This window comes from Gracilibacillus oryzae (assembly GCF_009498735.1).
GTDB classification, from domain to species: Bacteria; Bacillota; Bacilli; order Bacillales; family Amphibacillaceae; genus Gracilibacillus; species Gracilibacillus oryzae.
In genome coordinates this window covers 45662-72332 of the sequence record NZ_ML762439.1, presented here as the reverse complement: position 1 = coordinate 72332, position 26671 = coordinate 45662, and the positions used below count along the sequence as shown (strand labels likewise).

The 26671-nt window shown below is 37.4% G+C and carries 27 protein-coding genes; 17 read left to right on the top strand and 10 right to left on the bottom strand.

Features of this window, described 5'->3' with window-relative positions:
• Window positions 1–119: 119 nt before the first annotated feature.
• The gene (locus tag F9U64_RS16565) at window positions 120–1244 is read right to left on the bottom strand and encodes a hypothetical protein (protein WP_153406025.1); all 1125 of its coding nucleotides are present in this window, start codon (window positions 1242–1244) and stop codon (window positions 120–122) included.
• A gap of 238 nt (window positions 1245–1482) precedes the next feature.
• A complete protein-coding gene (locus F9U64_RS16560; RefSeq protein WP_153406024.1) occupies window positions 1483–2943 on the bottom strand; it encodes a Na+/H+ antiporter NhaC family protein in 1461 nt (486 codons plus the stop codon).
• A 306-nt stretch (window positions 2944–3249) separates the two neighbouring features.
• On the opposite strand from F9U64_RS16560, the gene F9U64_RS16555 reads away from it, so the two are divergent.
• From F9U64_RS16555 to F9U64_RS16505, 11 genes are all read left to right on the top strand, one after another.
• Complete coding sequence (locus F9U64_RS16555) at window positions 3250–4248, top strand: permease (protein ID WP_153406023.1); 999 nt, start codon at window positions 3250–3252, stop codon at window positions 4246–4248.
• A gap of 14 nt (window positions 4249–4262) precedes the next feature.
• Window positions 4263–5261: a TIGR03943 family putative permease subunit gene (locus F9U64_RS16550; protein ID WP_153406022.1), complete on the top strand. Its 999-nt coding sequence runs from the start codon at window positions 4263–4265 to the stop codon at window positions 5259–5261.
• 49 nt (window positions 5262–5310) lie between these two features.
• On the top strand, window positions 5311–5553 hold the full coding sequence (locus tag F9U64_RS16545; RefSeq protein ID WP_153406021.1) for an AbrB/MazE/SpoVT family DNA-binding domain-containing protein: 243 nt from the start codon (window positions 5311–5313) through the stop codon (window positions 5551–5553).
• On the top strand, window positions 5553–5891 hold the full coding sequence (locus tag F9U64_RS16540; protein ID WP_153406020.1) for a type II toxin-antitoxin system PemK/MazF family toxin: 339 nt from the start codon (window positions 5553–5555) through the stop codon (window positions 5889–5891). Before F9U64_RS16545 ends, F9U64_RS16540 begins: the two co-directional genes overlap by 1 nt.
• A gap of 171 nt (window positions 5892–6062) precedes the next feature.
• Window positions 6063–6365 carry an urease subunit gamma gene (gene ureA, locus F9U64_RS16535; RefSeq protein WP_153406019.1) on the top strand — a complete coding sequence of 101 codons (303 nt, stop codon included), beginning with the start codon at window positions 6063–6065 and terminating at the stop codon, window positions 6363–6365.
• A gap of 16 nt (window positions 6366–6381) precedes the next feature.
• Window positions 6382–6744: an urease subunit beta gene (locus F9U64_RS16530; RefSeq protein WP_153406018.1), complete on the top strand. Its 363-nt coding sequence runs from the start codon at window positions 6382–6384 to the stop codon at window positions 6742–6744.
• Window positions 6741–8456 carry an urease subunit alpha gene (gene ureC, locus F9U64_RS16525; protein WP_153406017.1) on the top strand — a complete coding sequence of 572 codons (1716 nt, stop codon included), beginning with the start codon at window positions 6741–6743 and terminating at the stop codon, window positions 8454–8456. Before F9U64_RS16530 ends, ureC begins: the two co-directional genes overlap by 4 nt.
• A gap of 18 nt (window positions 8457–8474) precedes the next feature.
• Entirely contained in the window at window positions 8475–8918 is a 444-nt protein-coding gene (locus F9U64_RS16520; protein ID WP_153406016.1) for an urease accessory protein UreE, read from the top strand.
• Window positions 8860–9585 carry an urease accessory protein UreF gene (locus F9U64_RS16515; RefSeq protein ID WP_153406015.1) on the top strand — a complete coding sequence of 242 codons (726 nt, stop codon included), beginning with the start codon at window positions 8860–8862 and terminating at the stop codon, window positions 9583–9585. The genes F9U64_RS16520 and F9U64_RS16515 overlap by 59 nt, the downstream gene beginning before the upstream one ends.
• A 14-nt stretch (window positions 9586–9599) precedes the next feature.
• Entirely contained in the window at window positions 9600–10214 is a 615-nt protein-coding gene (gene ureG, locus F9U64_RS16510) for an urease accessory protein UreG (protein ID WP_153406014.1), read from the top strand.
• Between the two features lie 4 nt (window positions 10215–10218).
• Entirely contained in the window at window positions 10219–11019 is an 801-nt protein-coding gene (locus F9U64_RS16505; RefSeq protein ID WP_228275770.1) for an urease accessory protein UreD, read from the top strand.
• Between the two features lie 11 nt (window positions 11020–11030).
• Here the strand turns inward: F9U64_RS16505 and F9U64_RS16500 are convergent, their stop codons facing one another.
• Both F9U64_RS16500 and F9U64_RS16495 read right to left on the bottom strand, forming a co-directional pair.
• Complete coding sequence (locus F9U64_RS16500) at window positions 11031–11411, bottom strand: GGDEF domain-containing protein (RefSeq protein WP_194287416.1); 381 nt, start codon at window positions 11409–11411, stop codon at window positions 11031–11033.
• A complete protein-coding gene (locus F9U64_RS16495) occupies window positions 11392–11907 on the bottom strand; it encodes a GAF domain-containing protein (protein ID WP_194287415.1) in 516 nt (171 codons plus the stop codon). Before F9U64_RS16495 ends, F9U64_RS16500 begins: the two co-directional genes overlap by 20 nt.
• Window positions 11908–12149: 242 nt before the next feature.
• On the opposite strand from F9U64_RS16495, the gene F9U64_RS16490 reads away from it, so the two are divergent.
• Window positions 12150–13592: a sodium:solute symporter family protein gene (locus F9U64_RS16490; protein WP_228275769.1), complete on the top strand. Its 1443-nt coding sequence runs from the start codon at window positions 12150–12152 to the stop codon at window positions 13590–13592.
• 80 nt (window positions 13593–13672) lie between these two features.
• On the top strand, window positions 13673–13909 hold the full coding sequence (locus F9U64_RS16485; RefSeq protein WP_153406010.1) for a hypothetical protein: 237 nt from the start codon (window positions 13673–13675) through the stop codon (window positions 13907–13909).
• Window positions 13910–14479: 570 nt separating this feature from the next.
• Here the strand turns inward: F9U64_RS16485 and F9U64_RS16480 are convergent.
• The 5 genes from F9U64_RS16480 to F9U64_RS16460 form a co-directional block, all read right to left on the bottom strand.
• Window positions 14480–14935 carry a DUF2269 family protein gene (locus tag F9U64_RS16480; protein ID WP_153406009.1) on the bottom strand — a complete coding sequence of 152 codons (456 nt, stop codon included), beginning with the start codon at window positions 14933–14935 and terminating at the stop codon, window positions 14480–14482.
• A gap of 142 nt (window positions 14936–15077) precedes the next feature.
• Window positions 15078–15521, bottom strand: coding sequence for a flavodoxin domain-containing protein (locus tag F9U64_RS16475; protein WP_153406008.1), 444 nt, complete (start codon window positions 15519–15521; stop codon window positions 15078–15080).
• Between the two features lie 109 nt (window positions 15522–15630).
• Entirely contained in the window at window positions 15631–16680 is a 1050-nt protein-coding gene (locus tag F9U64_RS16470) for a ribonucleotide-diphosphate reductase subunit beta (RefSeq protein ID WP_153406007.1), read from the bottom strand.
• A gap of 81 nt (window positions 16681–16761) precedes the next feature.
• A complete protein-coding gene (locus F9U64_RS16465; protein ID WP_153406006.1) occupies window positions 16762–19050 on the bottom strand; it encodes a ribonucleoside-diphosphate reductase subunit alpha in 2289 nt (762 codons plus the stop codon).
• A 332-nt stretch (window positions 19051–19382) separates the two neighbouring features.
• Entirely contained in the window at window positions 19383–21098 is a 1716-nt protein-coding gene (locus F9U64_RS16460; RefSeq protein ID WP_153406005.1) for an ABC transporter ATP-binding protein, read from the bottom strand.
• Between the two features lie 173 nt (window positions 21099–21271).
• Between F9U64_RS16460 and F9U64_RS16455 the strand changes: the two genes are divergently transcribed.
• The 3 genes from F9U64_RS16455 to F9U64_RS16445 all read left to right on the top strand — a co-directional run bounded on the left by F9U64_RS16455 (window position 21272) and on the right by F9U64_RS16445 (window position 25249).
• On the top strand, window positions 21272–22258 hold the full coding sequence (locus F9U64_RS16455; protein WP_153406004.1) for a LacI family DNA-binding transcriptional regulator: 987 nt from the start codon (window positions 21272–21274) through the stop codon (window positions 22256–22258).
• Window positions 22259–22438: 180 nt separating this feature from the next.
• On the top strand, window positions 22439–23830 hold the full coding sequence (locus F9U64_RS16450; RefSeq protein WP_153406003.1) for a sucrose-specific PTS transporter subunit IIBC: 1392 nt from the start codon (window positions 22439–22441) through the stop codon (window positions 23828–23830).
• A gap of 24 nt (window positions 23831–23854) precedes the next feature.
• Window positions 23855–25249 (top strand): glycoside hydrolase family 32 protein, encoded by a 1395-nt coding sequence (locus tag F9U64_RS16445; RefSeq protein ID WP_153406002.1) that lies wholly within the window; start codon window positions 23855–23857, stop codon window positions 25247–25249.
• Between the two features lie 30 nt (window positions 25250–25279).
• Here F9U64_RS16445 and F9U64_RS16440 read toward each other — a convergent pair whose 3' ends face one another.
• The gene (locus F9U64_RS16440; protein ID WP_153406001.1) at window positions 25280–25576 is read right to left on the bottom strand and encodes a hypothetical protein; all 297 of its coding nucleotides are present in this window, start codon (window positions 25574–25576) and stop codon (window positions 25280–25282) included.
• A gap of 143 nt (window positions 25577–25719) precedes the next feature.
• Between F9U64_RS16440 and F9U64_RS16435 the strand changes: the two genes are divergently transcribed.
• Window positions 25720–26589: an ROK family protein gene (locus F9U64_RS16435; protein WP_153406000.1), complete on the top strand. Its 870-nt coding sequence runs from the start codon at window positions 25720–25722 to the stop codon at window positions 26587–26589.
• Window positions 26590–26671 lie beyond the last annotated feature (82 nt).

Sequence of the window (26671 nt, the reverse complement as noted above, 5' to 3'; positions counted from 1 at the left end):
CCAAAGTTAGCGTAAATGGAAAATATGAATAATGTCATTTGATCGGGAAATTAACTGACGAACCCTGATCAGCTAATGCTTTTCAGGGGTATGTTAACATTATAATCAATTTTCCTTTATTATTGTAATCCTAAATCCACCAAATAAGCTGTAGGATTTTCTTCTTTTTGTAAATCAATCAGAACATTGGTGCTGCCGCCATGACCGACAAATCTGCCGGCATAAAGAAGGTCTAACACCACATAATCTGCATTAAAATAGACGATATCAGCAGTGATTATATTTTTGGTATCGAAGTCCAATTGATCGGAGATTTGACCATAATCAATGTGAAAATCCTCTTCATAAACCTCGTTCCCTTTAGCGTAATTTTCGATCGTTTGAATTCGTTGTGTACCATCTTCCAAATCTTCAGATGGCTTCTTCATTTCACCGCCAAGATAAACGTATTTCCCATCTACACTAAGAAGGTCTTCTTCTTGAAGAGGAAATGCTTCATTCGTTTCTGTGTTAACTATAGTGGACCCAAGCACACTGCGATATTCATTGACAGTAGGAAATAAATCATAATAAGGTGTCAATTTTTCTTGAATGACTTGTTGGGGATCTTCCTGATGAAACTGGGTAACAGTATAGTCAGATAACCGCTGATCGATAAAAAGATATGTGCTTATCCCACTAGTTAGCGATGTATTAAGGGTTAAAAGGATATTCTCTTCACTCACAGCTATAATATTAACAATTAACTGTGTATCATTAGCAATCTTATAATCTTCCAATACTTTACTTAAATCAAATGTTGCCTGATTATAAGATGTTTCAATTTTTAATTGATTATTGGTATTTATTTTAATACGAGGAAGAGAATAGGCCTCAGTATTTTCTAAAGGTTGGCGTAATTCTAATAAATCATCACTATTTCTTAACTCGTTTAATTTCAAACTATAATTATTTGTCTTAAACAAAGGATCATAAAAAGTTAACAGCTGATTTTCTGTATAATGATAATAATGAACCGAATTTTGTCTCTCAACTAGGTTACCTTTTGAAAAAATGAATTGCCCATCCTTATTGTACAACTTACTATCATCAAATGATGTAATTAAGTGCTCAAGAAATTCTGTCAATGCAGGGCTTTCTGATTGAGGTAATCCATGAACATAGGTAATGGATGTATTACTGCCACAGCCGCCTAATAATAGAATCAATAAAAGAAAAAGCGTTGTTTTGCCATACAGGTACAAATCTATCCCTACTTTCTGTTTTTTTGGTGTAGTAATCTAACTACACTTCCAGTCGAAAGAAGAAAGCCTCTTTGCTCCTTCGTTATGTTATCTTAATGACTATATAAAAGATTGATATATATTACAAATAATGAAGTGAGTTTATTAAAATGGGTAATATAGGTCCGGGGTGAATTTTACTTTTTATATGAAATAAAGCCTCTTTCCTGAAAAAGAAAGAGGCTTTATTTCACTCTATTTATTCTTTCGGCATTTCTTTTAATTCTTCACCATTTTTTCCTTGATAACGAAGTCCCCAGCTGGTTAATGCAGCAACAAGCATAATGATGACAAGGAACCATCCCTGGAAAACAAATGGGAAGACAGAGGTCGGAGCAACAACAGGCAGCCAATCATAAGTCTCTGTCATCATTGAAATTGTTGACCAGCCTAATAATACAGGGGCACCCCATGGGAAAATATAGCCTAATGCTGATGTAACGGCATCTAACATGTTGGCCCGTCTGTAGCTGTGAATTTTGTACTTCTCCCCAATTTCACGGACAAAAGGGGCTGCTGCAATTTCTGCAGCTGTATTGATTGTAATCGCACTGTTTAATAATGCAACAATTCCCCAAATGGCAAACTCTGCTCTTCTGACTGAATCTTTAATCCATTTTACCAGGGAAGTAGTGATTGCTTCCATTGTCCCGCCTAATCTTAATAAGTGAGCAGAAGCAACAATTAAAAGAATAAGGATCGCCATATTCAGATAACCCGTAATACCATTGATCAGTGCACCTTCTACCACATTATCTGATTCAGGATTAAAACGGATGATATCACTTAGTGCTCCAACTGGGAAGATAGCAATCGTAATAACTGCAGCAATAATTCCCCATGTTAAGGAAGTGATAATATGATGGCCAGATAAAGCCAGAATGAGGACAATCGCAAATGGGATAAGCATCACAAGACCAGCGGGGTTTGTTGCTGATTCGATGTTTGCCTGCTGTTCAATAGAACCGCCACCACCAAGAATCACAAATAAAATCAATGCAGGGATCGCTGCAGCAATCGCATATTTAAACCGACTGCGTACAACTCCGGGAACATCTGCATCCTGTGTAGTAGCAGATACAATCGTCGTATCAGAAACTGGTGCTAAGTTGTCACCAAATACGGCTCCTGCCAGAATTGCTGCAAATAATATAGTAGGATCAGCTCCTGTTGCTACACCTGCTGGGTACATCAGTGTAGCGAAAGCAACCGTAGTACCGTACCCTGTTCCAACAGCAGTGGAAAACACTGCAGCAAGAATAAAGGTCAATCCGACAAACCATCCTCCAGTAAAACCAGTTACATTTCCGACCCATACTAATCCTTCGACAAGCCCGCCAACTTGCAGGACTTGGGCGAACATACCGGCATAGAACCATGCAACCATTGCCACAACACCGATTGGCTGTGCTAATCCGTCAAACAATCCTTGTGCATAATCCGCCCATTTACTTTTAGAGAAGAACAAGCCTAAAGTTATTCCGAAAACAGCACCTAGTACGAGGCCGATTTCCGAAGATAACTGCAGAACACTCGTAGTAATTGCCCATATAATAAAGAACAATAAAGGAACAGCAGCTCCAAATGCTCCCAGGCGAAAATCTAATTTTTGTAATTTATCTGTACCAATTGCTCGTGCTAACTCATCGTTATTTTGCAATAATCTCACTCCCCGAATATTAACTTCTATTAGTGAAAAAGAAAAATAGCGCTTTTAATTGTACCATATTTATATTATCAAATAAATAGAAGTTGAGGGGGCTCCTTACAGTGCATGAGCCTTTGTTAAAGAAGTATTTTATTACAGGCTTACATGAGAGAAGAATAGTAGAAAATTATTCACTTTTAATATGATAATTTATGGTAATATATCTTTATAATAGTTCATAAGTTTTTAATAGATAGAAGAATACAAATCGTAATTGTTATGATTTATTAAAATAATTCACAAAGAAAAGGAGATCATATGAGAAAAAATCTAGCATCGATGAGTATCGATTTGTTTTTATTATGTTTATTTGCGGTAGTAGTTTATGTGGTGACACTAAGTGGTTCCTCATCTTTATTGGTCATTCCAGAATCAGTCTTTCAAGTAAACACTATTTTTCTCAGTATTCTGATTGAAGCATTTCCCTTTGTACTCATTGGCGTGTTAATTGCTGGATTTATACAAATATTTATCACAGAAGAACAATTACGTCGCTTTATCCCTAAGAATAAGTATGCTGCCATATTCATGAGTTGTATAGTAGGATCGTTATTTCCTGCATGTGAGTGTGGAATTGTACCAATTGTCCGGAGGTTGTTAGCAAAAGGTGTTCCTATTTATGCAGGGGTAGGATTTCTGCTAACAGGACCGTTAATTAACCCCATTGTAATATTTTCCACTTATATGGCATTTGGTAATGATATGCAAATAGCATTATTGCGAATGGGCATCGGTTTTCTGGCAGCATTAATTATCAGTTTATTGATTGGCTTTCTCTATCAATCTAATCAGTTGAAGGCTGGTGTGGAGAAAGTAAATAGTTGTCAGCATCATCATGAGCGTGAAGGTTTTGGCAGAAAGATAGGGAAAACGCTGCTTCATTCAGTTGATGAATTCTTTGATATGGGCAAATATCTGATTATTGGTGCATTGTTAGCTTCTTGTGTACAAGTTTATGTCTCGACAGATATATTAGTAGGTATTGGAGAAGGACCATTCCTTTCCGTTGTTGTCATGATGGGACTAGCTTATCTGCTTTCACTTTGTTCAGAAGCAGATGCTTTTATCGCTTCATCTTTCTCAGGTGTCTTTCCAAAAGGAGCTATTCTCAGTTTCTTAATTTACGGTCCTATGGTCGACTTGAAAAATACCTTAATGATGCTGAGTGTATTTAAAATGAAGTTTGTCGTTATATTGGTTTCTATTATTACCCTTACAGTTTTTGTAACGATTACAGTCGTTCAAAGCTTTCTATAGGAGGTGTTTTTACAATGTCGATAAATTGGCAGCAGCTGATTCGCTCTATTATTTTGTTTCTTTTCTTTCTATATATCTATCGATTACATCAAACAGGAGATTTGTTAAAATTAATCAATCCAAAATATGAGACATTGAGTATGATTGGGGCGATACTTTTCTTACTATTATTTATTGCCCAATTATTCAGGATTGTTTCTTTTCAAAAACATTCTGATAACCATCATCATGATCATCATCACGACCATCATGATCATCACCATCACGACCATCATGATCATCACCATCATGATCATGGAGATCAGCCGATGAATTGGAAAAAGGGCTTCAATTATCTCGTCATCGTCGGCCCATTAGTAACAGGCTTTATTTTCCCATTAGCAAGTCTGGATGCTTCCATTGCCAGAAATAAAGGGGCAACAATGATATTAACAAACCAACAGGAGGACAGCAATATTACAGAAGAAAGTACAACCAATGAATCAGCACCATCAACACCATCAACACCACCAACACCTCAACAAGAGGCTCCGGTCGTTGATGATAATGAGATTGATCCAAATGTTTATAAGAATACAATAAGTAAGACAGAATTTGATCAACTGAAAACCAAACTAATAAACCAGCCTCATATTGAAATGGATGATGTCTTGTTTTCCACCATTTATCAGGAAATAATGGAAAGTCCTGAAACATTTCAGGAAAAAGAAATAACGATGACTGGATTTGTTTACCGGGAAGCAGGATTCCAGCCGAATCAACTGGTAATGAGCAGATTTTTGATTACTCATTGTATAGCTGATGCTGGTCTTATCGGTTTTTTAACAGAATTTAATGAGGAAATGACAGTAGAAGAAGATACTTGGCTAACCATTAGAGGAAAAGTAAGTATGACAAACTATCAAGGGTCCCAGATTCCATTAATTGAAGTTTCTGATTATGAAATAGTGGATGCTCCTGCTCAACAGTATGTTTACCCTCTGACAATTCAAATTCTAGGACCAAATGGATAAATCAGCAGACAATGATATAAATGTGTATACAAGTGCAAGGAGGGGTAGGATGGAAACTAAGATTCAAAAATGGGGAAACAGCCAGGCGGTAAGGTTACCAAAAGCCATCTTAGAACTTGCCGGCATATCAGATGATGATCAAGTGAAGCTGAAAGTAGTTGATGGGAATATTGTTTTATCTCCCATTCGTAAACACCTTACCTTAAAAGAACGGATCAATCAGTTTGAAGGCGCCAAGAAGATCAGTTCAACCGAGTGGGATATTGGAATGGAAGGAGATGAACTGCTGTAATGTATCAACCATGTTCTGGAGACATCGTGCTTTTGGAAGTGGAGACAGACTCATGGCATCAGCCAAAGAAACAACAATACCTTTTAATTATTAGCAATAATACGTTTCACGAATATGTAGAGATGGCAGTTGTTTGTCCAATTGTTCAAGGCGGTAGTGACTCCCCAGTACATATAAATTGTGCAGAACAGACAAATACAAATGGAGTAATTTACTGTGAACAAGTAAAAACAATCGACTTAAAAACTAGAAGTCTTCAATTTGTGGAGAAAGTTCCTCAGGACTTATTAGATGATGCAAGAGATATCCTTTACGGCATCATCGAAAAAGAAGAATAACAATAAAGGTAAGTAGCTCTCACAGAAAACAGTGAGAGCTACTTTTTTATCCTTTTAAAAAGTTTGTTAGATTTCCTTACATAAAGATAGTTTGCTAGGGGTTTGTTATTCTAGCATTGACAATAGATGGAAGGAAACTCTCGGAATTATTAATGATTGGGAGGAAATATAATGAAACTTAATCCTGTAGAACAAGAGAAGTTGTTACTTTTTCTTGCAGGGGAATTAGCACAGAAAAGAAAAGATAAAGGGTTAAAACTTAATTATCCAGAAGCTGTAGCATTAATTAGCTGTTACTTATTAGAAGGGGCGAGAGAAGGAAAAAATGTCGCACAATTGATGCAGGAAGGGAAACATGTATTAACAGCAGAGGATGTAATGGAAGGCGTTCCTGAGATGATTGACAGTGTGCAAATTGAAGCAACTTTTCCAGATGGAACAAAGCTCGTTACGGTTCATCAGCCAATTATTTAAGGGAGGGTTAACAAAGGTGATTCCAGGTGAAATTCGTTTACATAATGAAGAAGTTGAAATAAATAAAGGTCGTAAAGTAAAGACAATCATGGTTGCCAATGTTGGTGATCGTCCAATTCAGGTAGGATCACATTATCATTTTCCAGAGGTAAATCGTTTTTTGAAATTTGATCGTGGACAGGTAATTGGAATGCGTCTTAATATTGCAGCGGGGACAGCGGTGAGATTTGAACCGGGAGAAGAGAAAGAGATTGAATTAGTTGCTATTGCCGGTGATCGTAAAGTGTTTGGTCTTAATAGTTTAACAGATGGAAGTGTAACTGACACTGCCGCCATAACCCGCAGATTAGAAGATTTTGAGAGGGAGGATGCACAATGAAGCTCTCTAGAAAACAATATGTATCATTATATGGTCCAACTGCAGGTGATCAGGTCCGCTTAGCAGATACGGACTTGTGGATTGAAATTGAAAAAGATTATTCCACCTATGGAGACGAAAGTGTTTTTGGCGGTGGGAAAGTTTTGCGGGATGGTATGGGACAAAGCAGTACAAGAACACGAGATGAAAATGTACTCGATCTTGTATTAACAAATGCTGTTATTGTGGACTATACAGGGATTTTTAAAGCGGATATCGGTGTGAAGAATGGCAGGATTATTGGGATTGGTAAATCAGGAAATCCAGATATGATGGATGGTGTTAATGAGAATATGATTGTCGGGGCATCAACTGAAGTTATTGCTTGTGAAGGCCGGATTGTTACAGCAGGCGGTATCGATGCCCACATTCACTATATTAGTCCACAGCAGATAAATGTAGCTTTAGCAGCAGGTTTTACGACACTAATTGGTGGAGGGACAGGGCCGGCAACCGGGACAAATGCGACCACATGTACACCAGGGGAATGGAATATTCATCGTATGCTGGAAGCTGCAGAAGAATATCCGATAAATATCGGATTTCTCGGAAAGGGTAATGCTTCCACTCCAGATCCGCAAAGAGAACAGATCAGCGCAGGTGCTATTGGCTTAAAGCTGCATGAAGACTGGGGAACTACACCTGCTACAATTACTCAATGTTTAAAAGTAGCAGATGAAATGGATGTCCAGGTAGCAATCCATACAGATACTTTAAATGAAGCAGGATTTCTTGAAGATACGGTTCAGGCAATTGGTGAACGAGTTATTCATACATACCATACAGAAGGGGCAGGAGGCGGACATGCACCAGATATTATGAAGATTGCATCATTTCCGAATGTTTTGCCTTCCTCTACTAATCCAACCAGACCGTATACCATCAATACGATTGATGAACATTTAGATATGTTAATGGTTTGCCACCACCTTGACCATAATGTGCCAGAAGATGTTGCCTTTGCTGATTCAAGAATTCGCCCGGAAACCATTGCAGCAGAAGATATTTTACATGATGAGGGTGTGATCAGTATGATTTCTTCTGATTCACAGGCAATGGGACGTGTTGGCGAAAGTATTATGAGAATTTGGCAAACAGCTGATAAGATGAAGAAACAGCGAGGCTTTTTAGAAGAAGATAAGACAAAGGAAAATGACAATACACGAGTGAAAAGATATGTGGCCAAATATACAATTAATCCAGCAATCACACACGGCATGAGTCATGAAATTGGCTCAATAGAAGATGGGAAATTAGCTGATCTCGTCATTTGGGATCCGAAATTTTTCGGTGTGAAGCCAGAAACAATCGTAAAAGGCGGGATGATTGCTTATGCCCAGATGGGTGACCCGAATGCTTCTATACCGACACCCCAGCCTGTGATGATGAGGCCGATGTTCGGTTCATTAGGCAAAGCAAAATACCAGACGGCGATTACATTTCTCTCACAAGCTGCTTTTGATAACAATGTACATCAGCAATTACGTTTGGAAAAACAAATAGGGATCGTGAAAAATTGTCGCAAAATTCAAAAAAAGGATTTGCCATATAATGATAAAACACCAGCAATTGATATCAATCCGGAAACATATGAAGTGAAGTTAGATGGCGAAATCATTACATGTGAACCATTTAAAGAAGTTGCGATGGCACAGCGTTATTTCTTATTTTAAAGAAAAGGGGACAGAGCTATGTTAACAAAAGAGATTATCGGTAACATTGAAAAGGAAAAGCAGGATCATCCCAATAGAGAATGGTTAGAATTGGACTGGGATGAATTAAATAAACGGATTTTACGTAAAACAACAAACAAAGGAACAGATGTCGCCATTTCTCTGGAAGAAAAAGCACCCCTGGCTGTTGGTGATATTGTTTATCAGGATGAAGAACGGCAAATTGTCATTCGTACAAAAAAGGAAAAGGTTTATATAGCTTATCCTGACTCCATTACACAAATGGGGAAGACTGCCTTTGAATTAGGGAATCGCCATACTCCGTGTTTAATAAGCGAAAGTGAAATTATTGTCCGTTATGATCAAACATTGGAGCGGTTGTTTGAAGAAGTAGGTGTTAAATATGAAGCAACAGAACGAAGATTCACAGAACCTTTTAAATACAGAGGACATAAGCACTAAATTTCTTTACTTAATGCATATTCATGATTCTGCTTTTCCAATTGGATCCTATACTCATTCATTTGGAATGGAAACTTATATACAAGAAGACAAGATCAGAACAAAAGAAGATTTGTTTCATTTTTGTCTTACCTATATGAGTGAGAATATCGGCTATACAGATGGGATATTTGTTAAGCTTGCATATGAAAAGCTGTCCCTGCAAGAGTGGGACGAATTAATTAGATTAGAAAAGATCTGTCATGCAAGTAAAAACGCAGAAGAGTCCAGGGAAGCAAGTATGATGATTGGTAAGCAATTTATGAAAGCAGTTTTACCTGTAAGTGAAACACCCTCGCTTAAGAAATGGCAAGAGGAAGCGAATGGATATAATCACTTTCCATTTGTATATACATTGTATACATATGATATGGGCTTTGATTTATATACAACGGTGCTCACCTATATTTATTCATCAACAGTTGGCCTTGTTCATAATGCCGTGCGTGCCATTCCATTAGGCCAAAAAGCAGGGATCGAAGTTATCCATAAGCTTATAGCTGAAATGGACACCATTGCGAAACAGATCTTGAAACGCCATATCGAGGATTTGTCCAATCATGCCTTAGGGTTGGAGATTTCCTCAATGAAACATAAATTCTTACAAGCAAGGTTGTTTATATCTTAAAGGAGGGGTTTGGCATGAAACCAGTAATAGTTGGAGTAGGTGGACCAGTTGGTTCAGGGAAAACATCATTAGTAGAAAAATTGACGAAAAATATGGTAGATCAATATAGTATTGCAGTTATTACAAACGATATTTATACAAAAGAAGATGCACAGTTTTTAATCAAGCAGGGGATTCTGCCAGAAGAGAGAATAATCGGGGTCGAGACTGGTGGCTGCCCGCATACTGCAATAAGAGAAGATGCTTCGATGAATTTTGAAGCTATTGATGAACTGAAACGGCGTTTTGATGATTTAGATATAATTTTATTAGAAAGTGGTGGCGATAACCTTTCAGCAACCTTTAGTCCGGAACTTGTTGATGGATATATCTATGTAATAGATGTGGCAGAAGGTGGAGATATCCCTCGAAAAGGCGGTCCTGGTGTGACAAGGTCAGATTTGCTGTTAGTAAATAAAATAGACTTAGCACCATATGTAGAAGTTGATTTAGACAAGATGAGAGTTGATGCAAAAGCGGCAAGAAAAGACAGACCATATGTTTTTACAAATGTGAAGAAAGGTGATGGCATTCCAAAAGTCATTGAATGGATTCAACATAATATGCTGCTGGAAGGAAGCGAAGTGTGAGCAGATGAACCCTGTTAAGAAGGAAAAAATGGATGGCCAGCTGGATCTGACTTTTACTTATAAAAATAATAAAACAATCATAAAGGATGTCTTTCAGAAGGCTCCTTTAAAAGCCAGCAGAGGTCTTTATGTTCAGGATGATAGCCGTCTGTCCATGTACATAATGGAATCTTCTGGAGGTCTTGTTGCTGGTGATTCTAATAAGCTGTCGTTTACATTGGAAGAAGGCTCAGATGTAATGATTCATCCACAGTCAGCAACCAAGGTTTATCCAACATTATATGATGAAACCAGTCGTCAGTCGATTGAGATATCGCTTGCGAAGAACACTAATTTAACCTGGCAAAGAGAAGAAGTTATTCCCTTTGAGGGAGCCATATTTGACAGTCATACCGTGATTAATATGGATAGTACAGCTTCTTTGTGGTGGGAAGAAATTTTATATCCTGGCAGGGAAAAGCGAGGCGAGTTTTTTACTTTTAAGAAATACCAAACTCTCTTTGAGGTCTGGAGAGGTGATGATTGCCTTGTTTATGATCCACTTATTTTTAGACCGGCAGATCAAACCCTAACAGCAATTGCAGTAATGGAAAACTATCATTTTCTTGCCAGCCTTTGGATAGTGTTTCCTGATAGTTCTTTTTCTGTTACATCTCTTCAGGAAAAATTAACTGAATTGGAAGATCATCAAGTAAGCATCACTCAAATTTGTGAAAATGGATTTCTGATAAGATGGCTCTCCAACCATCTCGCACAAATAAAGAAAGATATGGATCAACTAAAAGAAGCCTTGGCTCCCCGCTAGAGCCAGGGCTGTTAAGCATGGATAAATCCCCTTTTTCCTTGTCTTTTTACTTCATATAAGGCATTATCAGCCTTTTTGAGTAATACTTTAATATCCTTGCATTCTGTGGTGTATTCTGCAATTCCCACACTTGCAGATACATTTATCTGATAGGTGGAATCACTCCAATCAGACAGTGTATTAATAATATTCTGAGCAGTTTGATTAATCTTTTCTCTATCAGACTTTCCAGGCTTAATAAGGATGAATTCATCTCCGCCTATTCTGACTAACCGATCAGAAGGCTCTGTTACCTTGATAATTCTATTGCTGACTTCAATTAGAACTTCATCGCCTGCATCATGACCATAGAGATCATTCACTTGTTTAAAATTATCTAAATCGATGAACATCTGTTCCATTTTCCTCAATATTGGAAAAAAACAAATCCAGGTATCTGCGATTATATAGATTTGTTAAAGCATCGTATATTGCTAGTTTTTCTAATTCCAAAACGTAGGAAAACAGGTTGGAGAAACTTGTCAGTGTTTCAATATCATCCTCAGTAAAGTCACCTGCATCACTTCCAACAGCGCACAATGTACCAAACATCTCCCCATTTTTATAAAACACAGGTACGCCGATATAGGAAAGAATATTGGCATCTGCGGTTAAGGGCAGCTTACTCGTAAAAGGATGCTCTCTAGTATTGTTAATAATAAGAGGCTCCTGCTTGCCGAAGTATATTTGCTGGCAATAAGATCCTCGTATATCGATTGACTGATTATCTTCAGCAGGGATCCCCGTATTACTTGTATCTATTGTCCTTATTATCGTAAAAGTTTCTTCTGTCGTCCGCCCAAGGAATATTCGCTTCCCTTTAATAGACTGATTGACTAATTTAAGCAAATCATCTACAGCTCTATATTCGATATGAACACCACCTCACCTCAGTACTTACTTATTATTATAAAAAAATTACAAATATTATACAAGAAAAGGCCGATATGAATTATTTAATTTCTATGTGAGGTTTTCTGACATGTTGTTTGTATGGTCAGATAATCTCCCTTAGCATAAGTATTGTAAAATTATCTAACTATTCTAATAGTTTTCCGGAAAAGCTGTTTACACAAAATGGGGGAGTAATGATGTTATCATCAACAACAGGTTATCTTATTTTACTAATTTTTGGGGTTTTCTTTACAGGCTTAACTATTATCATGCAAAAGCGAAGAAAAGTAGCGATGACTGCAGAGCAATTTAGTACAGCAGGGAGAAGTGTCGGCATCGGGTTGGCAAGTGCCTCGATTATTGCAGCATGGACTTGGGCAGCAACATTAATGATGTCTTCTTCTACAGGTTTTAAATATGGAATAAGCGGACCATACTGGTATGCTGCTGGGGCTTGTATTCAAGTACTATTATTTGCGATTGTGGCAATTCATTTAAAACGTAAGGCACCTTTAGCGCACACTTTCTTAGAGTTTGTTGGTAAGAGGTTCGATAATAAAAATCATAAATTAATGATGTGCTTCGCATTGATGACCAATATTATTGTAACAGCCATGGTTATTCTCGGTGGAGCAATTGCACTTAATTCTCTCACTGGAATGAATGTCTATGTGGCAGCATTCCTGATTCCATTGACGTTTACGATCTATACAATGATAGGCGGTCTGAAAGCATCTTTTATTGCAGATTATTTAAACACTGTAATGATTTTCGTTATTTTAACTATCTTTGCTGCTGTTGTCTATTTTAAATTTGGTATTGAGTCTGTTTATGAAGGATTGCAATCAATACCAGACTCACAACAAATGCTCACGATGGCATCAATTCCTGGCTTGTTTTTTGGGATGATTAATATTATTGGAAATTTCGGCACAGTGTTTGTCGATCAATCCTATTGGCAGCGTGCGATTGCAAGTAAAGACAGTGCTGCTTCGAAAGCCTATATTTACGGAGGGATTGCATGGTTTGCTATTCCATTCTCTATTGCAACCTTCTTAGGTGTAAGTGCAGCAGGACTTGGAGTGAACATTGGGGATCCTGATTCTTCAGCTCCTCTCATGGCAGAATATTTACTAGGTTCTGTTGGTTCCATTCTATTTCTTGTGATGTTGTTTATGGCTGTTATGTCAACAGGTGCAGCTGAACTGACAGCAATCACCAATATCATTGTTACTGATATTTATCGTCAGTCGATCAATCCGAAGGCTTCAGGAAAACAAACACTGAAAGTTTCACGTATTGTCACATTGAGTTTTGGCTTAGGTATGGGTTTACTGTCGATTTTATTATTTAAGATGGGAATCGGCTTAAGTTTTGTTTATATGGCGATGGGGATCTTCGTAAGTGGTGCGGTTATTCCATTAACAATGGGGCTTATGTGGAAAAAAGCAACAAATAATGGCTGTTTCTATGGGGCTGTTTTCGGGATGATTTCCGGTATTACGGTTTGGTTACTGACAGCAGGAATTAAATATGGAGCGGTAAATGTCAGTACATTAGGAGAGTTGCATTCGATGCTTTACGGAAATGTGACAGTATTTGTTGTAAGTGGTGTGATTGCGATAGGGCATGGATTTTGATTCATTGAAAGATAAATTCCACAGTTTTGATGAAGAGCAAAAGGAACAGGCAGAGTCGCCTGTTAGGAAGGAAGTTGTAAATGGATAATCAGAAATTATTAAGAGATGCTAAACTTTGTACACGATGGGCCCTTGGCTTAACTTTTGTTCTTATTATATTGTTCCCTGGCATTATGTTTCTAACTGGCTATACATACAGTTTGTCCTTCTTTAAAGGGTGGACGATGTTAGCAGTTGTTTGGCTGATTATCGCAGGATTATATACTGCCATTCGCCCGTTAGTGGAATATTATCTGGAAAAGAAAACGGAAGTATAACTGGTTAAAAAATCCTGATGAATTTCTTGGAGAGAATTCATCAGGATTTTTATTTACTGAAAGGGCAGATTCGGGAGTTATTATGCAGTTAAGCAAATATCATAGCATCAAAACTGGAGGGAGAGTGTGAGTTATGCAGTTATGAAGCCATCATAGCGTCAAAAATAGTTTGATTCAGAGCAGTTATGCAGTTATGAAGCCATTATAGCGTCAAAAGTAGCTTTATTCAGAGCAGTTATGCAGTTATGAAGCCATCATAGCGTCAAAAGTAGCTTTATTCAGAGCAGTTATGCAGTTATGAAGCCATCATAGCGTCAAAAATAGCTTGATTCAGAGCAGTTATGCAGTTATGAAGCCATCATAGCGTCAAAAGTAGCTTGATTCAGAGCAGTTATGCAGTTATGAAGCCATCATAGCGTCAAAAGTAGTTTGAGTCAGAGCAGTTATGCAGTTATGAAGCCATCATAGCATCACAACAGGTGCGCGCCGGAAGTAATGCAGTTATGTACTATGTTTAAGCTTTCCCAAACACAAATATCCCATTCCTCTCTCACTCTCACTTTTAGAAAATTAAAAAGGTTTTAAGATCATGAGAAGAATAACAATGATTAATAAGCTGTTTTCTATGTATTCTACTTTTAATAGTTTTTGAACATTACTGTGATAGGTTTCGGGTACTTCTTGCAATGTCTGGTCCTTAAGCATTTGTTTAATTGGTTTGGAATACTTTTTTAATAAAGTTGGGCCTAAGCTCAGTGCTGTTAAGTAGATGATCATACTTGTAATGTACCAGCCTTGCTGAAACAGATATGGTCTAATGAGTCCCATGGAAAGACCTGTAATGAGAACTAAGATTCCGCCGATCATGGCAAACAGGTGGACTTTTTTCTTTAATGCAAAGGCATGGCGGATTTCATCAATGGTGTGTGATGATTTAACAATCGTTGTTAGAATAAATCCAGGTCCAATACCAACAATTGCGGAAAAGATATGAATCACTACTAAGAAAGTATAGAGTGATTGCATGATATCACCTTCTAGTTTTTATTATTGTTACCTAGTATTCTTTATTTCTATCATTATAATATACTGTAAAAGTTTTAACCAACTATAAAAAAAGAATGATGCACAAAGTCTACTATGCATCATTCTTTCTCTTTATAGTCCATTAAGACATTACTGCAACTTGATGGATTAATCTATCACAGAACTTTTCACATTTAGCGATATCCTCATCTTGCGGTGTTAATTCTACTTTTAGAGTGACAGCCAGATTAGTGTGCACAAAGAGCATATCACGAAATAAATCAACAGCTCCGCAAAAATATGGATAAAAGCTGTCTCCTGTTCCGAAAACACCTGTTGATAAATGCTTTACATTTTCTGTTTCAAATGCTTCATATACATCTTCCATTTCAAGCGGAATTTCACCATTATCCCACGAATACGTCCCAACAGTCACAATATCATAATCGTACAGATCATGATTCTGAAATTCATCAACAGGAATAAGGTCTGTCTCGATTCCTTTTGCCTCCATATTGTCATGAATAACTTCAGCTAGTAAAGATGTATTTCCAGTAATCGATGTATAGATAATGGCTGCTTTCATCACTTGAACCTCCAATGTATTTTATCGCGTTGTAATTACAACTGATCAAGACTCACTTTATAACAGACTAGGCACCCTGATAAGTTTCGCTAATGATCCGTGGGGAACTTTATAATTCGTCAAATCCATTTGATGATGATACTTTTGTGTAGGTACGTGACTTTTGCTCAAAGAAGTCTGATTTTGTTTCATTCATCATTTCGTCACTGAATACATGAATCCATGCCATTGGATTTTCACGTTCAGGGTAGTAATTGTCCATTCCAATCTGGCGGAAGCGTTTATTTGCTAAATACTCTACATAACCATGGAATTCTTCCAAGTCGATTCCATCAATATCTTTCAGAATATAATCTGCCCATTCTTTTTCTAATTGGACCGCATGATCAATCGTTTTATATGCATATTGAATATTTTCTTCTGTATTTAATTCCGGATTTTCTGTTAATAAAATACGGACAAATTGTGATACGAAATATGCATGCTGCATCTCGTCACGTTGAATATAGCTGATCATTGTACTGGTTTTCACCATTTTTTGCTGACGAGCCAAATGATAGAAAAAGGCAAACCCTGCATAGAAGTAGATTCCTTCTAAGTTAATCGAATTGATTGCTAATTCAAATAAACGCTGAGGTGTTGGATTCTCACGGAATGCTTCATAGCTGTCGAGAATTAACTGATTACGTTTGCGGACAATTGGATCATCTTTTGCCTGGTCAAAACGCTCATTTTGTTCACGTAATGGGACAAGTGAGCTTAAAATATAGGAATAAGACTCATTATGGACTGCTTCCTGCTGGGCAATAACCGCAAATATGGCTTTAAAGCTCGAATCTGTCACATAATCCATGACATGTGTCAGTGTTGGTGTCTGCAGACTGTCTAATGACGCTAATTGTGTATTGATTCTTAAGAAGACATCTTTTTCTGTTTCTGTTAAGTCATCCCATTGTTTTATATCATCCTGCATATTGATCTCTTGGGCTTTCCAGAAATTCGCAAGCAATGTTTGATATAAATCATACATTTGCGGATAAGCAATATCATTCCAGTTTAATAGCCCGGATGACTGTCCATTAATAAGACCTGTTGCTTTATTAGGATAAGTTGGATTTAATAATTTTATTTTTGAGAGCGGTTGGTTGATACCTGACATAATTGTTTCCTCCTTGACTTGATCTTCGTGAAAAATGTAGGCAGATGATCTGTTATCATAGGAAACGCAATGCCATAACAATTAGCTATGGCATGCTTCACATTCTTCAATCTCGGTTTGTGATGTACTGCGAACATAATAAGTTGTTTTTAAACGATTCTCCCATGCAGCAAAGTGCAGGTTAAGCAGATCCTTCGCCTTAATATCATGGCGAACATAAAAGTTAAAGCTGATTGCCTGATCTATATGACGTTGTCTTTTCGCGTTCTGTTTGATACTCCATACCTGATCAAGCTCGTGACGGGCACGGCGGTAATAGTTATACGTAACATGGTCTAAGTCTGGTGCGGTAACTTTGAATTTAAAGTTTTTCTTTTCTTCTGCAAATTCAACTGCATATAACGGATCAATACCATCAGTTGAACCACCAATTTTCGCAGTTGATGAGTTTGGTGCAACAGCCATTAACCAGCCATTACGTATACCGCTAGTTTTTACTTCTTCTTTCAGATCATTCCATCGATCAGTTGTGTAGTCTCTGCGTTCAAAGTACTTTCCTGTTTGCCATTCTGATCCTTCGAATTCAGAATAAGCACCTTTTTCTTTGGCAAGTTCCATTGATGCTTTAATTGTATAATAAGCAATATCCTCATATACTTTGTCAGCAAATTCAACTGCTTCTTCTGATTCCCAATGGATGCTTTCCAGGGCTAATAGGTGATGCCAGCCGAATGTACCTAAACCAACTGCACGATATTTTTTGTTGGTAATCTGCGCTTGTCCAACACTAATTGTATTAAGGTCAATAACATTATCAAGCATACGTACCTGAATGCTGATCAGACGATCTAATACTTCGGCACGAACTGCATTTGGCAGGTTAATAGATGATAGATTACAAACAACAAAATCACCTGGTTTACGGACGATTATAATATTGCCATCTTCATCTTGGTATTCTTTTGAAATCGTTGTTGGTGACATATTTTGAGCAATCTCCGTACATAAGTTACTGCAATAAATCGATGTTTTTCCGATTCCGCGTTTGTGCTTATTCGGGTTTTGGCGGTTAACTTCATCACGGTAGAACATATAAGGTGTGCCTGTTTCTAACTGGGCAATCATAATACGTGCCATAACATCCATTGCACGGTATGTTTTTCTAGGAAGTAATGGATGATTTACAGCTTCCCAATATTTTTCTGTGAAGTATTTCTCATTTTCTTCATCGTAGAAGTCTTCTAAACCTAATGGATTGCCAGCTTCATCTGTCCAGCCCATCATTTGCTTCACTTGGTGTGGACAGAATGTATGCCATTCTCCAATGCTCTTTCCGCTTGCATCCGTTTCTTTCAATTGCTCCATAAACAAGTCAGGGATAGAAACCCCAGTGAAAATATCATGAGCTTTACGACGCTCATCACCATTATTTGTTTTTAAATCAAGGAATCCGTTCATAATGTCTTTATGGAAGACATCCAGATAAATGGCAACAGCCCCTTGGCGCTGACCAAGCTGATCAACACTTACAGCTGTATCATTAATTAAACGGATCCATGGTACAACTCCAGATGAGTTTCCTTTAAATTTCTTAATATCTGAGCCTAGTGCGCGGACTTTTCCGTAGTAGATTCCAATACCGCCACCGTCTTTGCTTAATCTTGCTATATCCCAGTTATTTAAGTATATTCCATCTAATGAGTCATCTACTGTATCGATGAAACATGATGATAATTGACCATAACTTTTTCCGGAATTTGATAAGGTAGGTGTAGCAACAGTCATATATAAATGGCTTAATGCCCAATAAGCTTCTGTAACAAGCTCTACTCGTTTTTCTTTCGTTTCATTCTGCATTAAGGTCATTGCGATAATCATAAAACGCTCTTGAGGTAATTCATATAAGTTGCGGTCATGATCTCGCGCAAGGTATCTGTCTGCAAGCAGGAACAGTCCAATGTAGTTAAATAGTTCATCACGTTCAGGTGCAATGACTTTTTCCAGTTGATCAATTTCTTCTTTTGAATAATTTGCTAAAAGGTCAGTACTGTAGATCCCTTTTTCTGTCAGGGTATGAAGTAATTGATATAAGTTACCATATTTATTATTTGCGTCATAGTTGCGATTCTTCGCTGCTTCTTCGTAAAGTTGTGTTAAGTGGAAGTGAGCTGCAACGAATGTCCATTTTGGCTGGTCCATGGAGATACGATTAAGTGCATAAAATAATGCTTCCTGTGTTGCTTCATTTTGTGCTTTTGTCGAAGAGTCTATTTTGGTTTGAATTTCGGCAGTGTCAAGGCCGTATTTTTCTCCAGCATCTTTTAACGCTTCGATAACACTTTGTTTTATTGATTCTACTTCTGTTGCCATGTAAAAAAACCTCCATATACAAAATAAAAGCGCCCTTGTTACTAGAGCGATAAGTGTTAAGTTCATTACGGTGAATACCATATATTGATGCGTTGTTCGTATGTTTAACTATATATTGTATTGTAACTTAATTTAATTATTATTACAACAAAAAGATATGAGCTGATTTTATCGACAAATAAATCAACTCTATCTATTACTTATTGATGTAGAGCAATATTTATTATACTTATGTGTATCTATTGAAACAAGTTTTATTTTCTAAAAATGAATAAAAAGTATGATACTAATTTATTTACAAGAAAAGAGCAGAGGACAGATAGTTTGCCCTCTTATCTTTTATATTGTATTTCATGTAATCTTGCGAAAACGCCTTTCTTCTCTAGTAACTCATCGTAGGAGCCTTCTTCTTCAATCCCGTTTTTCGTAACGACAATCACTCTGTCGGCATCACGGATCGTTGCAAGTCTGTGAGCGATCACTAACGTTGTCCGGTTTTCTGAAAGTTCATCTAATGATTGCTGGATAAGGCGCTCTGTTTCTGTATCAAGTGCAGAAGTAGCTTCATCTAGAATCAGTATCGGCGGATTTTTTAAAAATGTCCGGGCAATCGCAAGTCGCTGCTTTTGACCACCTGACAGTTTTAAGCCCCGTTCGCCAATTTGTGTTTCATAACCATCTGGCAGGTTGGCGATAACTTCATCCAAGTGTGCTTTTTTCGCAGCATTTATAATCTCTTCATCAGTCGCATGCTGTCTGCCATAGGCAATATTCTCTTTAATCGTCCCTGTAAAAAGAAATACATCTTGTTGAACGATTCCGATCTGAGATCTTAACGATTGTTTTGTCATATCTCGGATATCCATTTGATCAATAGTTATCTTCCCGCCATTCACATCATAAAAACGTGGAATTAATGAACAAATCGTCGTTTTGCCGGCACCAGATGGCCCTACAAATGCCACTGTTTCTCCTGGATTAATTTTCAGATCAATATTATTTAAAACTGAATGATAACGATCATAAGAGAAATCCACTTGGTGGAATTCGATATCACCATGCAGCTTGTCTACTTTCACTGCATCAGGTTTATCTTTAATTTCGGGTTCCTGAGCGATTAATTCGCGAAAACGTCTGAAACCTGCCATTCCTTTTGGATAAAGCTCAAGCAGTGCACTGATTTTCTCAATTGGCCGGATTAATACATTCGTGTATAAAACAAAGCTGACTAATTCACCATATTGCAGCTCATTGTTAAAGACGAGCCATGCTCCAACAACTAGTACGATAAGTGTCAGTAATCTTGTCATCATATAAATACTGGAATGAGTACCTGACATGACACGATAAGCGCCGATCTTTTCTTTACGGAATAAGCCATTGTCTTTGCGGAATCTTTTGATTTCAAACTCTTCATTCGTAAAAGATTGAACGACACGGACACCAGAAACAGCATCCTCCACCCGTGCATTCACATCAGCAATTTTGCCATACATATTACGCCATGCCCGATTCATGGCATAATTACAATAGGTAATAAGTGCAATAAGAAATGGGACCATTACTAATGCAATAAGTGCCAGTGTTGGATTAACGGTGAACATAATCCAAAAGGCGCCGGTGAATGTCATCAAGACGATAAAAGCATCCTCTGGTCCATGGTGGGCAAGCTCTCCGATATCGAACAAGTCATTCGTAATCCGGCTCATAATGTGGCCTGTTTTTGTATTATCAAAGAAACGAAAGGATTGACGCTGTACATGTGTAAACAATTGTTCACGCATATCTGTTTCAATGTTAATACCAAGCTTATGTCCAAGATAACTGACAATATATTGGAGAAAAGTACTTAGTATATATACTGCAAATAATGTAATACATACAATAATAATGATATTCCAATCTCTACCTGGTAAAAGATCATCAATTAACCACTGTACTGCTAGCGGAAAGGCAAGTTCTAATATTGCAACAAAGACAGCACTGGAAAAATCGATGATAAATAATCGTTTGTGCGGTTTATAATAAGAGAAGAAATCCTTTATCATATACAAAATAGCTCCTTTATTTTAGTTTGACCAACATATTATAGCAGAAAACTAAACACAATTACCAAGAAACAAATAGAGAAAGTTTGTTCGGTAAAGTTGTTATATTGGTTTATTATTTATTTAGAATCCGCTACAATAAGTAAAGAGTATGGTGAGAGAGGATTTGATCAATGACCACAATAAATGATATAGCCAAATTAGCAGAAGTTTCCCGTTCGACTGTTTCCAGATATTTGAACGATAATGGTTATGTAAGTGAAGATGCCAAAAAAAGAATTATGAAAGTTATTGAAGAAACTGGATATATACCTAGCCAGTCCGCAAAATCTTTACGCACAAAGAAGACGGGTGTCATTGGTGTGATTCTGCCAAAAATCAGTACAGAAACAGCAAGTCGAGTTGTCGGAGGAATTAATCAAATCTTACAGCAAAATGACTACCAGATGCTTTTGACAACAACATCAATGGAAAGTGAGAAAGAAATTGAGTTTATAAGATTATTACAGTCAAGAAATGTAGATGGTATTCTTTTACTTGCAACCAATACAGAAAAACCGCTAATCAACGCAATTGAAAAAGCAGCACTTCCAATTGTAGCCTTAGGTCAGGAATTCCCCAACATTTCATCAGTAATATATCCTGACTATAATGCAACAAGAGAGATAATCGCATACCTGATCCAAAAAGGATATCAAAATATTGCATTTATTGGAGTGGGAGAAGATGATCCGGCAGTGGGAATAGAGAGAAAAAGAGGATTTGTAGATACATTGAATCAACATCAGTTAATGATTAATGAGGACTGGATTGTTCAAGGAGACTTCAGTATCGATTCAGGTTACGATTCAATTAAGGAAATTTGGAATAAGAATAACAAAAAACCGGATGCAGTATTTGCAGTTACTGATCAAATAGCTGTCGGAGCCATGCAATTTTTAAAAGAACAACAATTACAAATCCCAAAAGATATTGCAGTTGCAGCAACTGGTGCGTCAAGGTTATCCCAATTTATTGAGCCGAGTTTAACAGTAATCGATTTTCTTAATAAAGAAGCAGGTGTTATTGCTGCCGAATTATTAATAGAAGAAATAACAGGAGAAAAAGCAATCAAAAAAATTATTCACGACTATAGACTTCTCAAAAGAAATAGTGTATGATACAAAACATAAATGAGTTGGGAACGATTCCACAAATCATTTATGTTTTTTATTATGAAATGTGGGAACGATACCACAAATGAGTTATAGAAACTCTTTCATCCAACAATTGAAATAGAAAGATGAAGCTCATAAATATACAAAACATGGAATCGATCTCACAAAAAAGGAGGAATTATTGTGGCAAGTAATGAAGAAATTGCAAAACAGGTCATTGAATCAATTGGCGGATCAGAAAATGTCCAATCGATCGCTCATTGTGCAACTCGGCTTAGAATTGTTGTAAACGATCGTGAAAAAATTGATGACGAAAAAGTGGAACAAATCGATAAAGTGAAAGGAGCGTTCTTCAATTCTGGACAATACCAGATAATTTTTGGTACAGGCACTGTTAACCGGATCTATGAGGCAATCGAAGGCATTGGAGTATCTGGCAGCAAGGAAACAGAAGTGAAAGAAGATGCAAAAAAAGAAGGAACCGCATTTCAGCGAGCAATCCGTACATTTGGTGATGTATTTGTTCCAATAATTCCAGTTCTCGTTGCAACAGGGTTATTCATGGGGTTAAGGGGACTGGTAACACAAGAACAAATACTGGCTTTATTTGGATTAACACCAGACAGTATTTCAGATAATTTCCTTTTATTCACCGAAGTATTGACAGATACCGCATTTGTCTTCCTGCCTGCACTTGTTGCATGGTCAACCTTCAGAGTTTTTGGCGGAACTCCTGTCAGTGGTTTAGTGCTTGGTTTAATGCTGGTTTCTCCATCATTTCCAAATGCATGGAATGTCGCAGGCGGCGGTGTTGAACCAATCTACTTCTTTGATTTCATCCCTGTGATTGGATACCAGGGATCAGTATTACCAGCCTTCTTTGCAGGTTTAGTTGGAGCTAAAGTAGAAAAGTTTTTCCGTAAGCGTGTCCCTGAAGCATTGGATCTTATTTTAACTCCTTTTCTAGTATTACTAGTAATGATCATTCTATCATTATTCGCGTTAGGACCAATTCTACATGTTGTGGAAAATTGGATTTTTGAAGGGACAATTGCCGTATTAGAACTGCCATTTGGTTTAAGTGGATTGATTATCGGTTTCTTGCACCAGATCATTGTTATAACAGGTGTGCATCATATATTTAATTTGCTGGAAATTCAATTATTAGAGAATTTAAGTTTTAACCCATTTAATCCACTTATCTCGGCAGCCATTGCTGCACAGGGTGGCGCTACACTTGCAGTCGGCTTAAAAGCAAAATCAAAGAAAGTAAAAGCACTAGCTTTGCCTTCCTCTTTGTCCGCATTTTTAGGTATTACAGAACCGGCAATATTCGGTGTGAACTTGCGTTATGGAAAACCATTTATTATGGGACTGATCGGTGGGGGCGTCGGCGGTTTCCTCGCATCACTTCTGCAGCTTAAAGCAACAGGGATGGCAGTAACCGCAATTCCAGGTATATTACTTTATTTAAATGATCAATTATTGCTGTATCTGCTAGTTAATATTGCAGCAATTGCGACAGCATTTCTTCTAACTTATTTCTTTGGCTATAAAGAAGAACAATCAAAATAACTCCAGGTGAAGGGATGGCACAGAATGAGTCTAGATCAGCAACTAAAGAAAAAAGCATCAGATCAAGTGAATGAGAAAGGATCCATTGTCAAAAAAGATCCATTCTATCCACTTTATCATATTGCACCACCAGTAGGGTTAATTAATGATCCGAATGGATGGATTCAGTGGAATGGAACTTATCATTTATTTTATCAGTGGATGCCATTTAAAGCTGGACATGGTGCAAAGTTTTGGGGACATGTTTCTTCTGAAGATATGATTAATTGGAAGGAAGAACCAATAGCACTTGCACCAAGTGACTGGTTTGATAAAGATGGGTGTTATTCAGGCAGTGCCATCTCTTTCAATGAAGAGCTGTTATTATATTATACAGGTAATGTAAAAAATAATAACATTAGAGAAGCGTATCAGTGTCTTGCTGTATCGAAAGACGGCAGGAATTTTGAAAAACTGGGAGTTCAAATTGAAGTGCCTGGTGGATATACTGCCCATTTCCGTGACCCGAAGGTATGGCAGGAACATGATCGTTATTACATGGTGGTAGGAGCACAAACGGAAAAGGAAGAAGGCAGTGTTGTGTGGTTTTCTTCTGAAGATTTAAAAAAATGGCAGTTCGGTGGTATGTTAGCAGATGGTTTTGGATATATGTGGGAATGTCCAGATTTCTTTTCATTAAATGGTACAGATATTTTATTATTTTCTCCTCAGGGACTGTCTGCTTCCGGGATTGATTACCGCAATATTCATCAGACAGGTTATATAGCAGGGAAATGGAATAAAGGAACCAATCAATTTTTACATGAAGAGTTTGTCGAATTAGATCATGGGTTTGAGTTTTATGCACCACAGACGACAATGGATGATCAAGGCAGAAGACTGTTAATTGGCTGGATGGGAGTGCCGGACCAAGATGAGCAATTACACCCGACAATCGAAAATGGATGGGTACATCAATTGACAATTCCGAGAGAACTAACATATAAAAATGGACGTATTCTCCAGAAGCCTGTTGAAGAATTAAAACAGCTACGCAAACAACAGAAGTATCACTTAGAATTAAATACTCAGAAAATCATTATGAAAGATATCCCTAAAGCAAGTGAAATTAAATTGGATATCCAGGCAAATGAAAATGTTAAAATTGATTTTTTCGAACATTTAAAACTGCATTTTGACACCAGTACCCACTATGTCCAGTTGTTACGCCCAAAATTAGACGGAACTGGGACAGAAGAACGTGTAGCAGTCGCAGAACAGCTTACAGATATACAATGTCTGATCGATCATTCTTCTATAGAAATTTTCATCAATGATGGGGAAATTGTCTTTACATCAAGAATCTTTGCAGAACCTTCCAACAATAAGCTCACCATTCAGGCAAATGGAGAACTGACTGTTTGGGAATTAGCTAAATAAGAAATGAAAAGAGTCGAAAAAGCATTTCTATTAAAAAAGGAAATGCTTTTTCTGACCTAATCTGCCGCCTTTTGTATATTTTTGCGGGATACGTTCAATCTGATCCAGCTCCAATGTGTAAAAATAGTCAATTGCCCGAATCGTGCGATAGAAAATCCATAAACCAAATAGTATTTGAATAAAAACCAACAAATGGAAAACAAGATCTGGTGTATTTATTGCAACAATTTGATAGATAACCTGAACAAGTAATAACAGCCAATGTTTTAATAAGATGATTAAACTTCCTGTAAGTATTCCAATTATCATAAAGAATTCAACAGTCATATACAAAGCTCTCCTTTTTAAGTAGTAGGGAATCAAAATCTCACTTTATAGTAATTTGCCCAATTAACTGTTTTTTAGTTAGTAAAATCTGAATTATGCTACAATAAAAGAATACGCTTTATCCATAAGAGGAGGTCATAGAATTGAAGTTAGGTGCAATAGAAGCTGGTGGAACGAAATTCGTTCTGGGAGTTGGAAATGATCAAGGCGAGATACTGGAAAAAGTGGTAATTCCAACCGAACATCCAGAGATTACGGTGCCCAAGATCCTGGATTTTTTTAAAGGCAAAGGCATTGAAAAGCTTGGTTTAGGAGGATTTGGCCCAATCGATATTAATGAAAATAGTGAGACATATGGCCAATTGCAGAAAACTCCGAAAACCGATTGGATAGACTATCCTTTGGGCGACACTTTGAAGCAAGAGCTCGGTGTCCCAATTATCATTGACACGGATGTGAATGTTGCTGCAATGTCAGAGTCTAAGTGGGGAAATGCAACAGATGTAAACAGCTGCTTATATATTACCGTAGGAACAGGTATTGGTGCGGGTGCTTACTTCCAAGGAAAAACATTAAAAGGACTTTCCCATTCAGAAATGGGTCACATAAAAGTAAGACGACATCCAGAAGATACATATGAAGGCACATGTCCATACCATAAAGACTGTCTGGAGGGGATTGCTGCAGGGCCGTCACTGGAAAAACGATGGGGCAAAAAAGGTCATGAACTCGCTGAAGACCAGAAAGTCTGGGAAATGGAAGCATATTACTTAGCGCAGGCTTTGACTAATTATATTTATATTTTGTCACCTGAAAGAATTATTATGGGTGGCGGTGTGATGAAACAGCAGCAATTGTTCCCATTAATAAGAAAGAATGTCTTAAAGATGCTCAATGGTTATGTAAGTTCGCCATATCTAACAGAAAACGAAATAGACCGATATATTGTGCCGCCAGGACTTACAGATGAAGCTGGGGTAAAAGGCGCTCTATATCTGGCAATGGGTGAATAAATCAAAACGACCATCTTCCTTAAACCCAAAAGGAAGAATGGTTGTTTTTTTATAAAATCGTTTATCAAGCAATAGAAAAACA

What these genes read in the sequence shown, in the direction of transcription:
- F9U64_RS16555 (WP_153406023.1), top strand. Translation starts at nt 3,250, where the DNA reads ATGAGAAAAAATCTAGCATCGATGAGTATCGATTTGTTTTTATTATGT.
- F9U64_RS16550 (WP_153406022.1), top strand. Translation starts at nt 4,263, where the DNA reads ATGTCGATAAATTGGCAGCAGCTGATTCGCTCTATTATTTTGTTTCTT.
- F9U64_RS16545 (WP_153406021.1), top strand. Translation starts at nt 5,311, where the DNA reads ATGGAAACTAAGATTCAAAAATGGGGAAACAGCCAGGCGGTAAGGTTA.
- F9U64_RS16540 (WP_153406020.1), top strand. Translation starts at nt 5,553, where the DNA reads ATGTATCAACCATGTTCTGGAGACATCGTGCTTTTGGAAGTGGAGACA.
- ureA (WP_153406019.1), top strand. Translation starts at nt 6,063, where the DNA reads ATGAAACTTAATCCTGTAGAACAAGAGAAGTTGTTACTTTTTCTTGCA.
- ureC (WP_153406017.1), top strand. Translation starts at nt 6,741, where the DNA reads ATGAAGCTCTCTAGAAAACAATATGTATCATTATATGGTCCAACTGCA.
- F9U64_RS16520 (WP_153406016.1), top strand. Translation starts at nt 8,475, where the DNA reads ATGTTAACAAAAGAGATTATCGGTAACATTGAAAAGGAAAAGCAGGAT.
- F9U64_RS16515 (WP_153406015.1), top strand. Translation starts at nt 8,860, where the DNA reads ATGAAGCAACAGAACGAAGATTCACAGAACCTTTTAAATACAGAGGAC.
- ureG (WP_153406014.1), top strand. Translation starts at nt 9,600, where the DNA reads ATGAAACCAGTAATAGTTGGAGTAGGTGGACCAGTTGGTTCAGGGAAA.
- F9U64_RS16505 (WP_228275770.1), top strand. Translation starts at nt 10,219, where the DNA reads ATGAACCCTGTTAAGAAGGAAAAAATGGATGGCCAGCTGGATCTGACT.
- F9U64_RS16500 (WP_194287416.1), bottom strand. Translation starts at nt 11,411, where the DNA reads ATGTTCATCGATTTAGATAATTTTAAACAAGTGAATGATCTCTATGGT.
- F9U64_RS16490 (WP_228275769.1), top strand. Translation starts at nt 12,150, where the DNA reads ATGTTATCATCAACAACAGGTTATCTTATTTTACTAATTTTTGGGGTT.
- F9U64_RS16485 (WP_153406010.1), top strand. Translation starts at nt 13,673, where the DNA reads ATGGATAATCAGAAATTATTAAGAGATGCTAAACTTTGTACACGATGG.
- F9U64_RS16480 (WP_153406009.1), bottom strand. Translation starts at nt 14,935, where the DNA reads ATGCAATCACTCTATACTTTCTTAGTAGTGATTCATATCTTTTCCGCA.
- F9U64_RS16475 (WP_153406008.1), bottom strand. Translation starts at nt 15,521, where the DNA reads ATGAAAGCAGCCATTATCTATACATCGATTACTGGAAATACATCTTTA.
- F9U64_RS16470 (WP_153406007.1), bottom strand. Translation starts at nt 16,680, where the DNA reads ATGTCAGGTATCAACCAACCGCTCTCAAAAATAAAATTATTAAATCCA.
- F9U64_RS16465 (WP_153406006.1), bottom strand. Translation starts at nt 19,050, where the DNA reads ATGGCAACAGAAGTAGAATCAATAAAACAAAGTGTTATCGAAGCGTTA.
- F9U64_RS16460 (WP_153406005.1), bottom strand. Translation starts at nt 21,098, where the DNA reads ATGATAAAGGATTTCTTCTCTTATTATAAACCGCACAAACGATTATTT.
- F9U64_RS16455 (WP_153406004.1), top strand. Translation starts at nt 21,272, where the DNA reads ATGACCACAATAAATGATATAGCCAAATTAGCAGAAGTTTCCCGTTCG.
- F9U64_RS16445 (WP_153406002.1), top strand. Translation starts at nt 23,855, where the DNA reads ATGAGTCTAGATCAGCAACTAAAGAAAAAAGCATCAGATCAAGTGAAT.
- F9U64_RS16440 (WP_153406001.1), bottom strand. Translation starts at nt 25,576, where the DNA reads ATGACTGTTGAATTCTTTATGATAATTGGAATACTTACAGGAAGTTTA.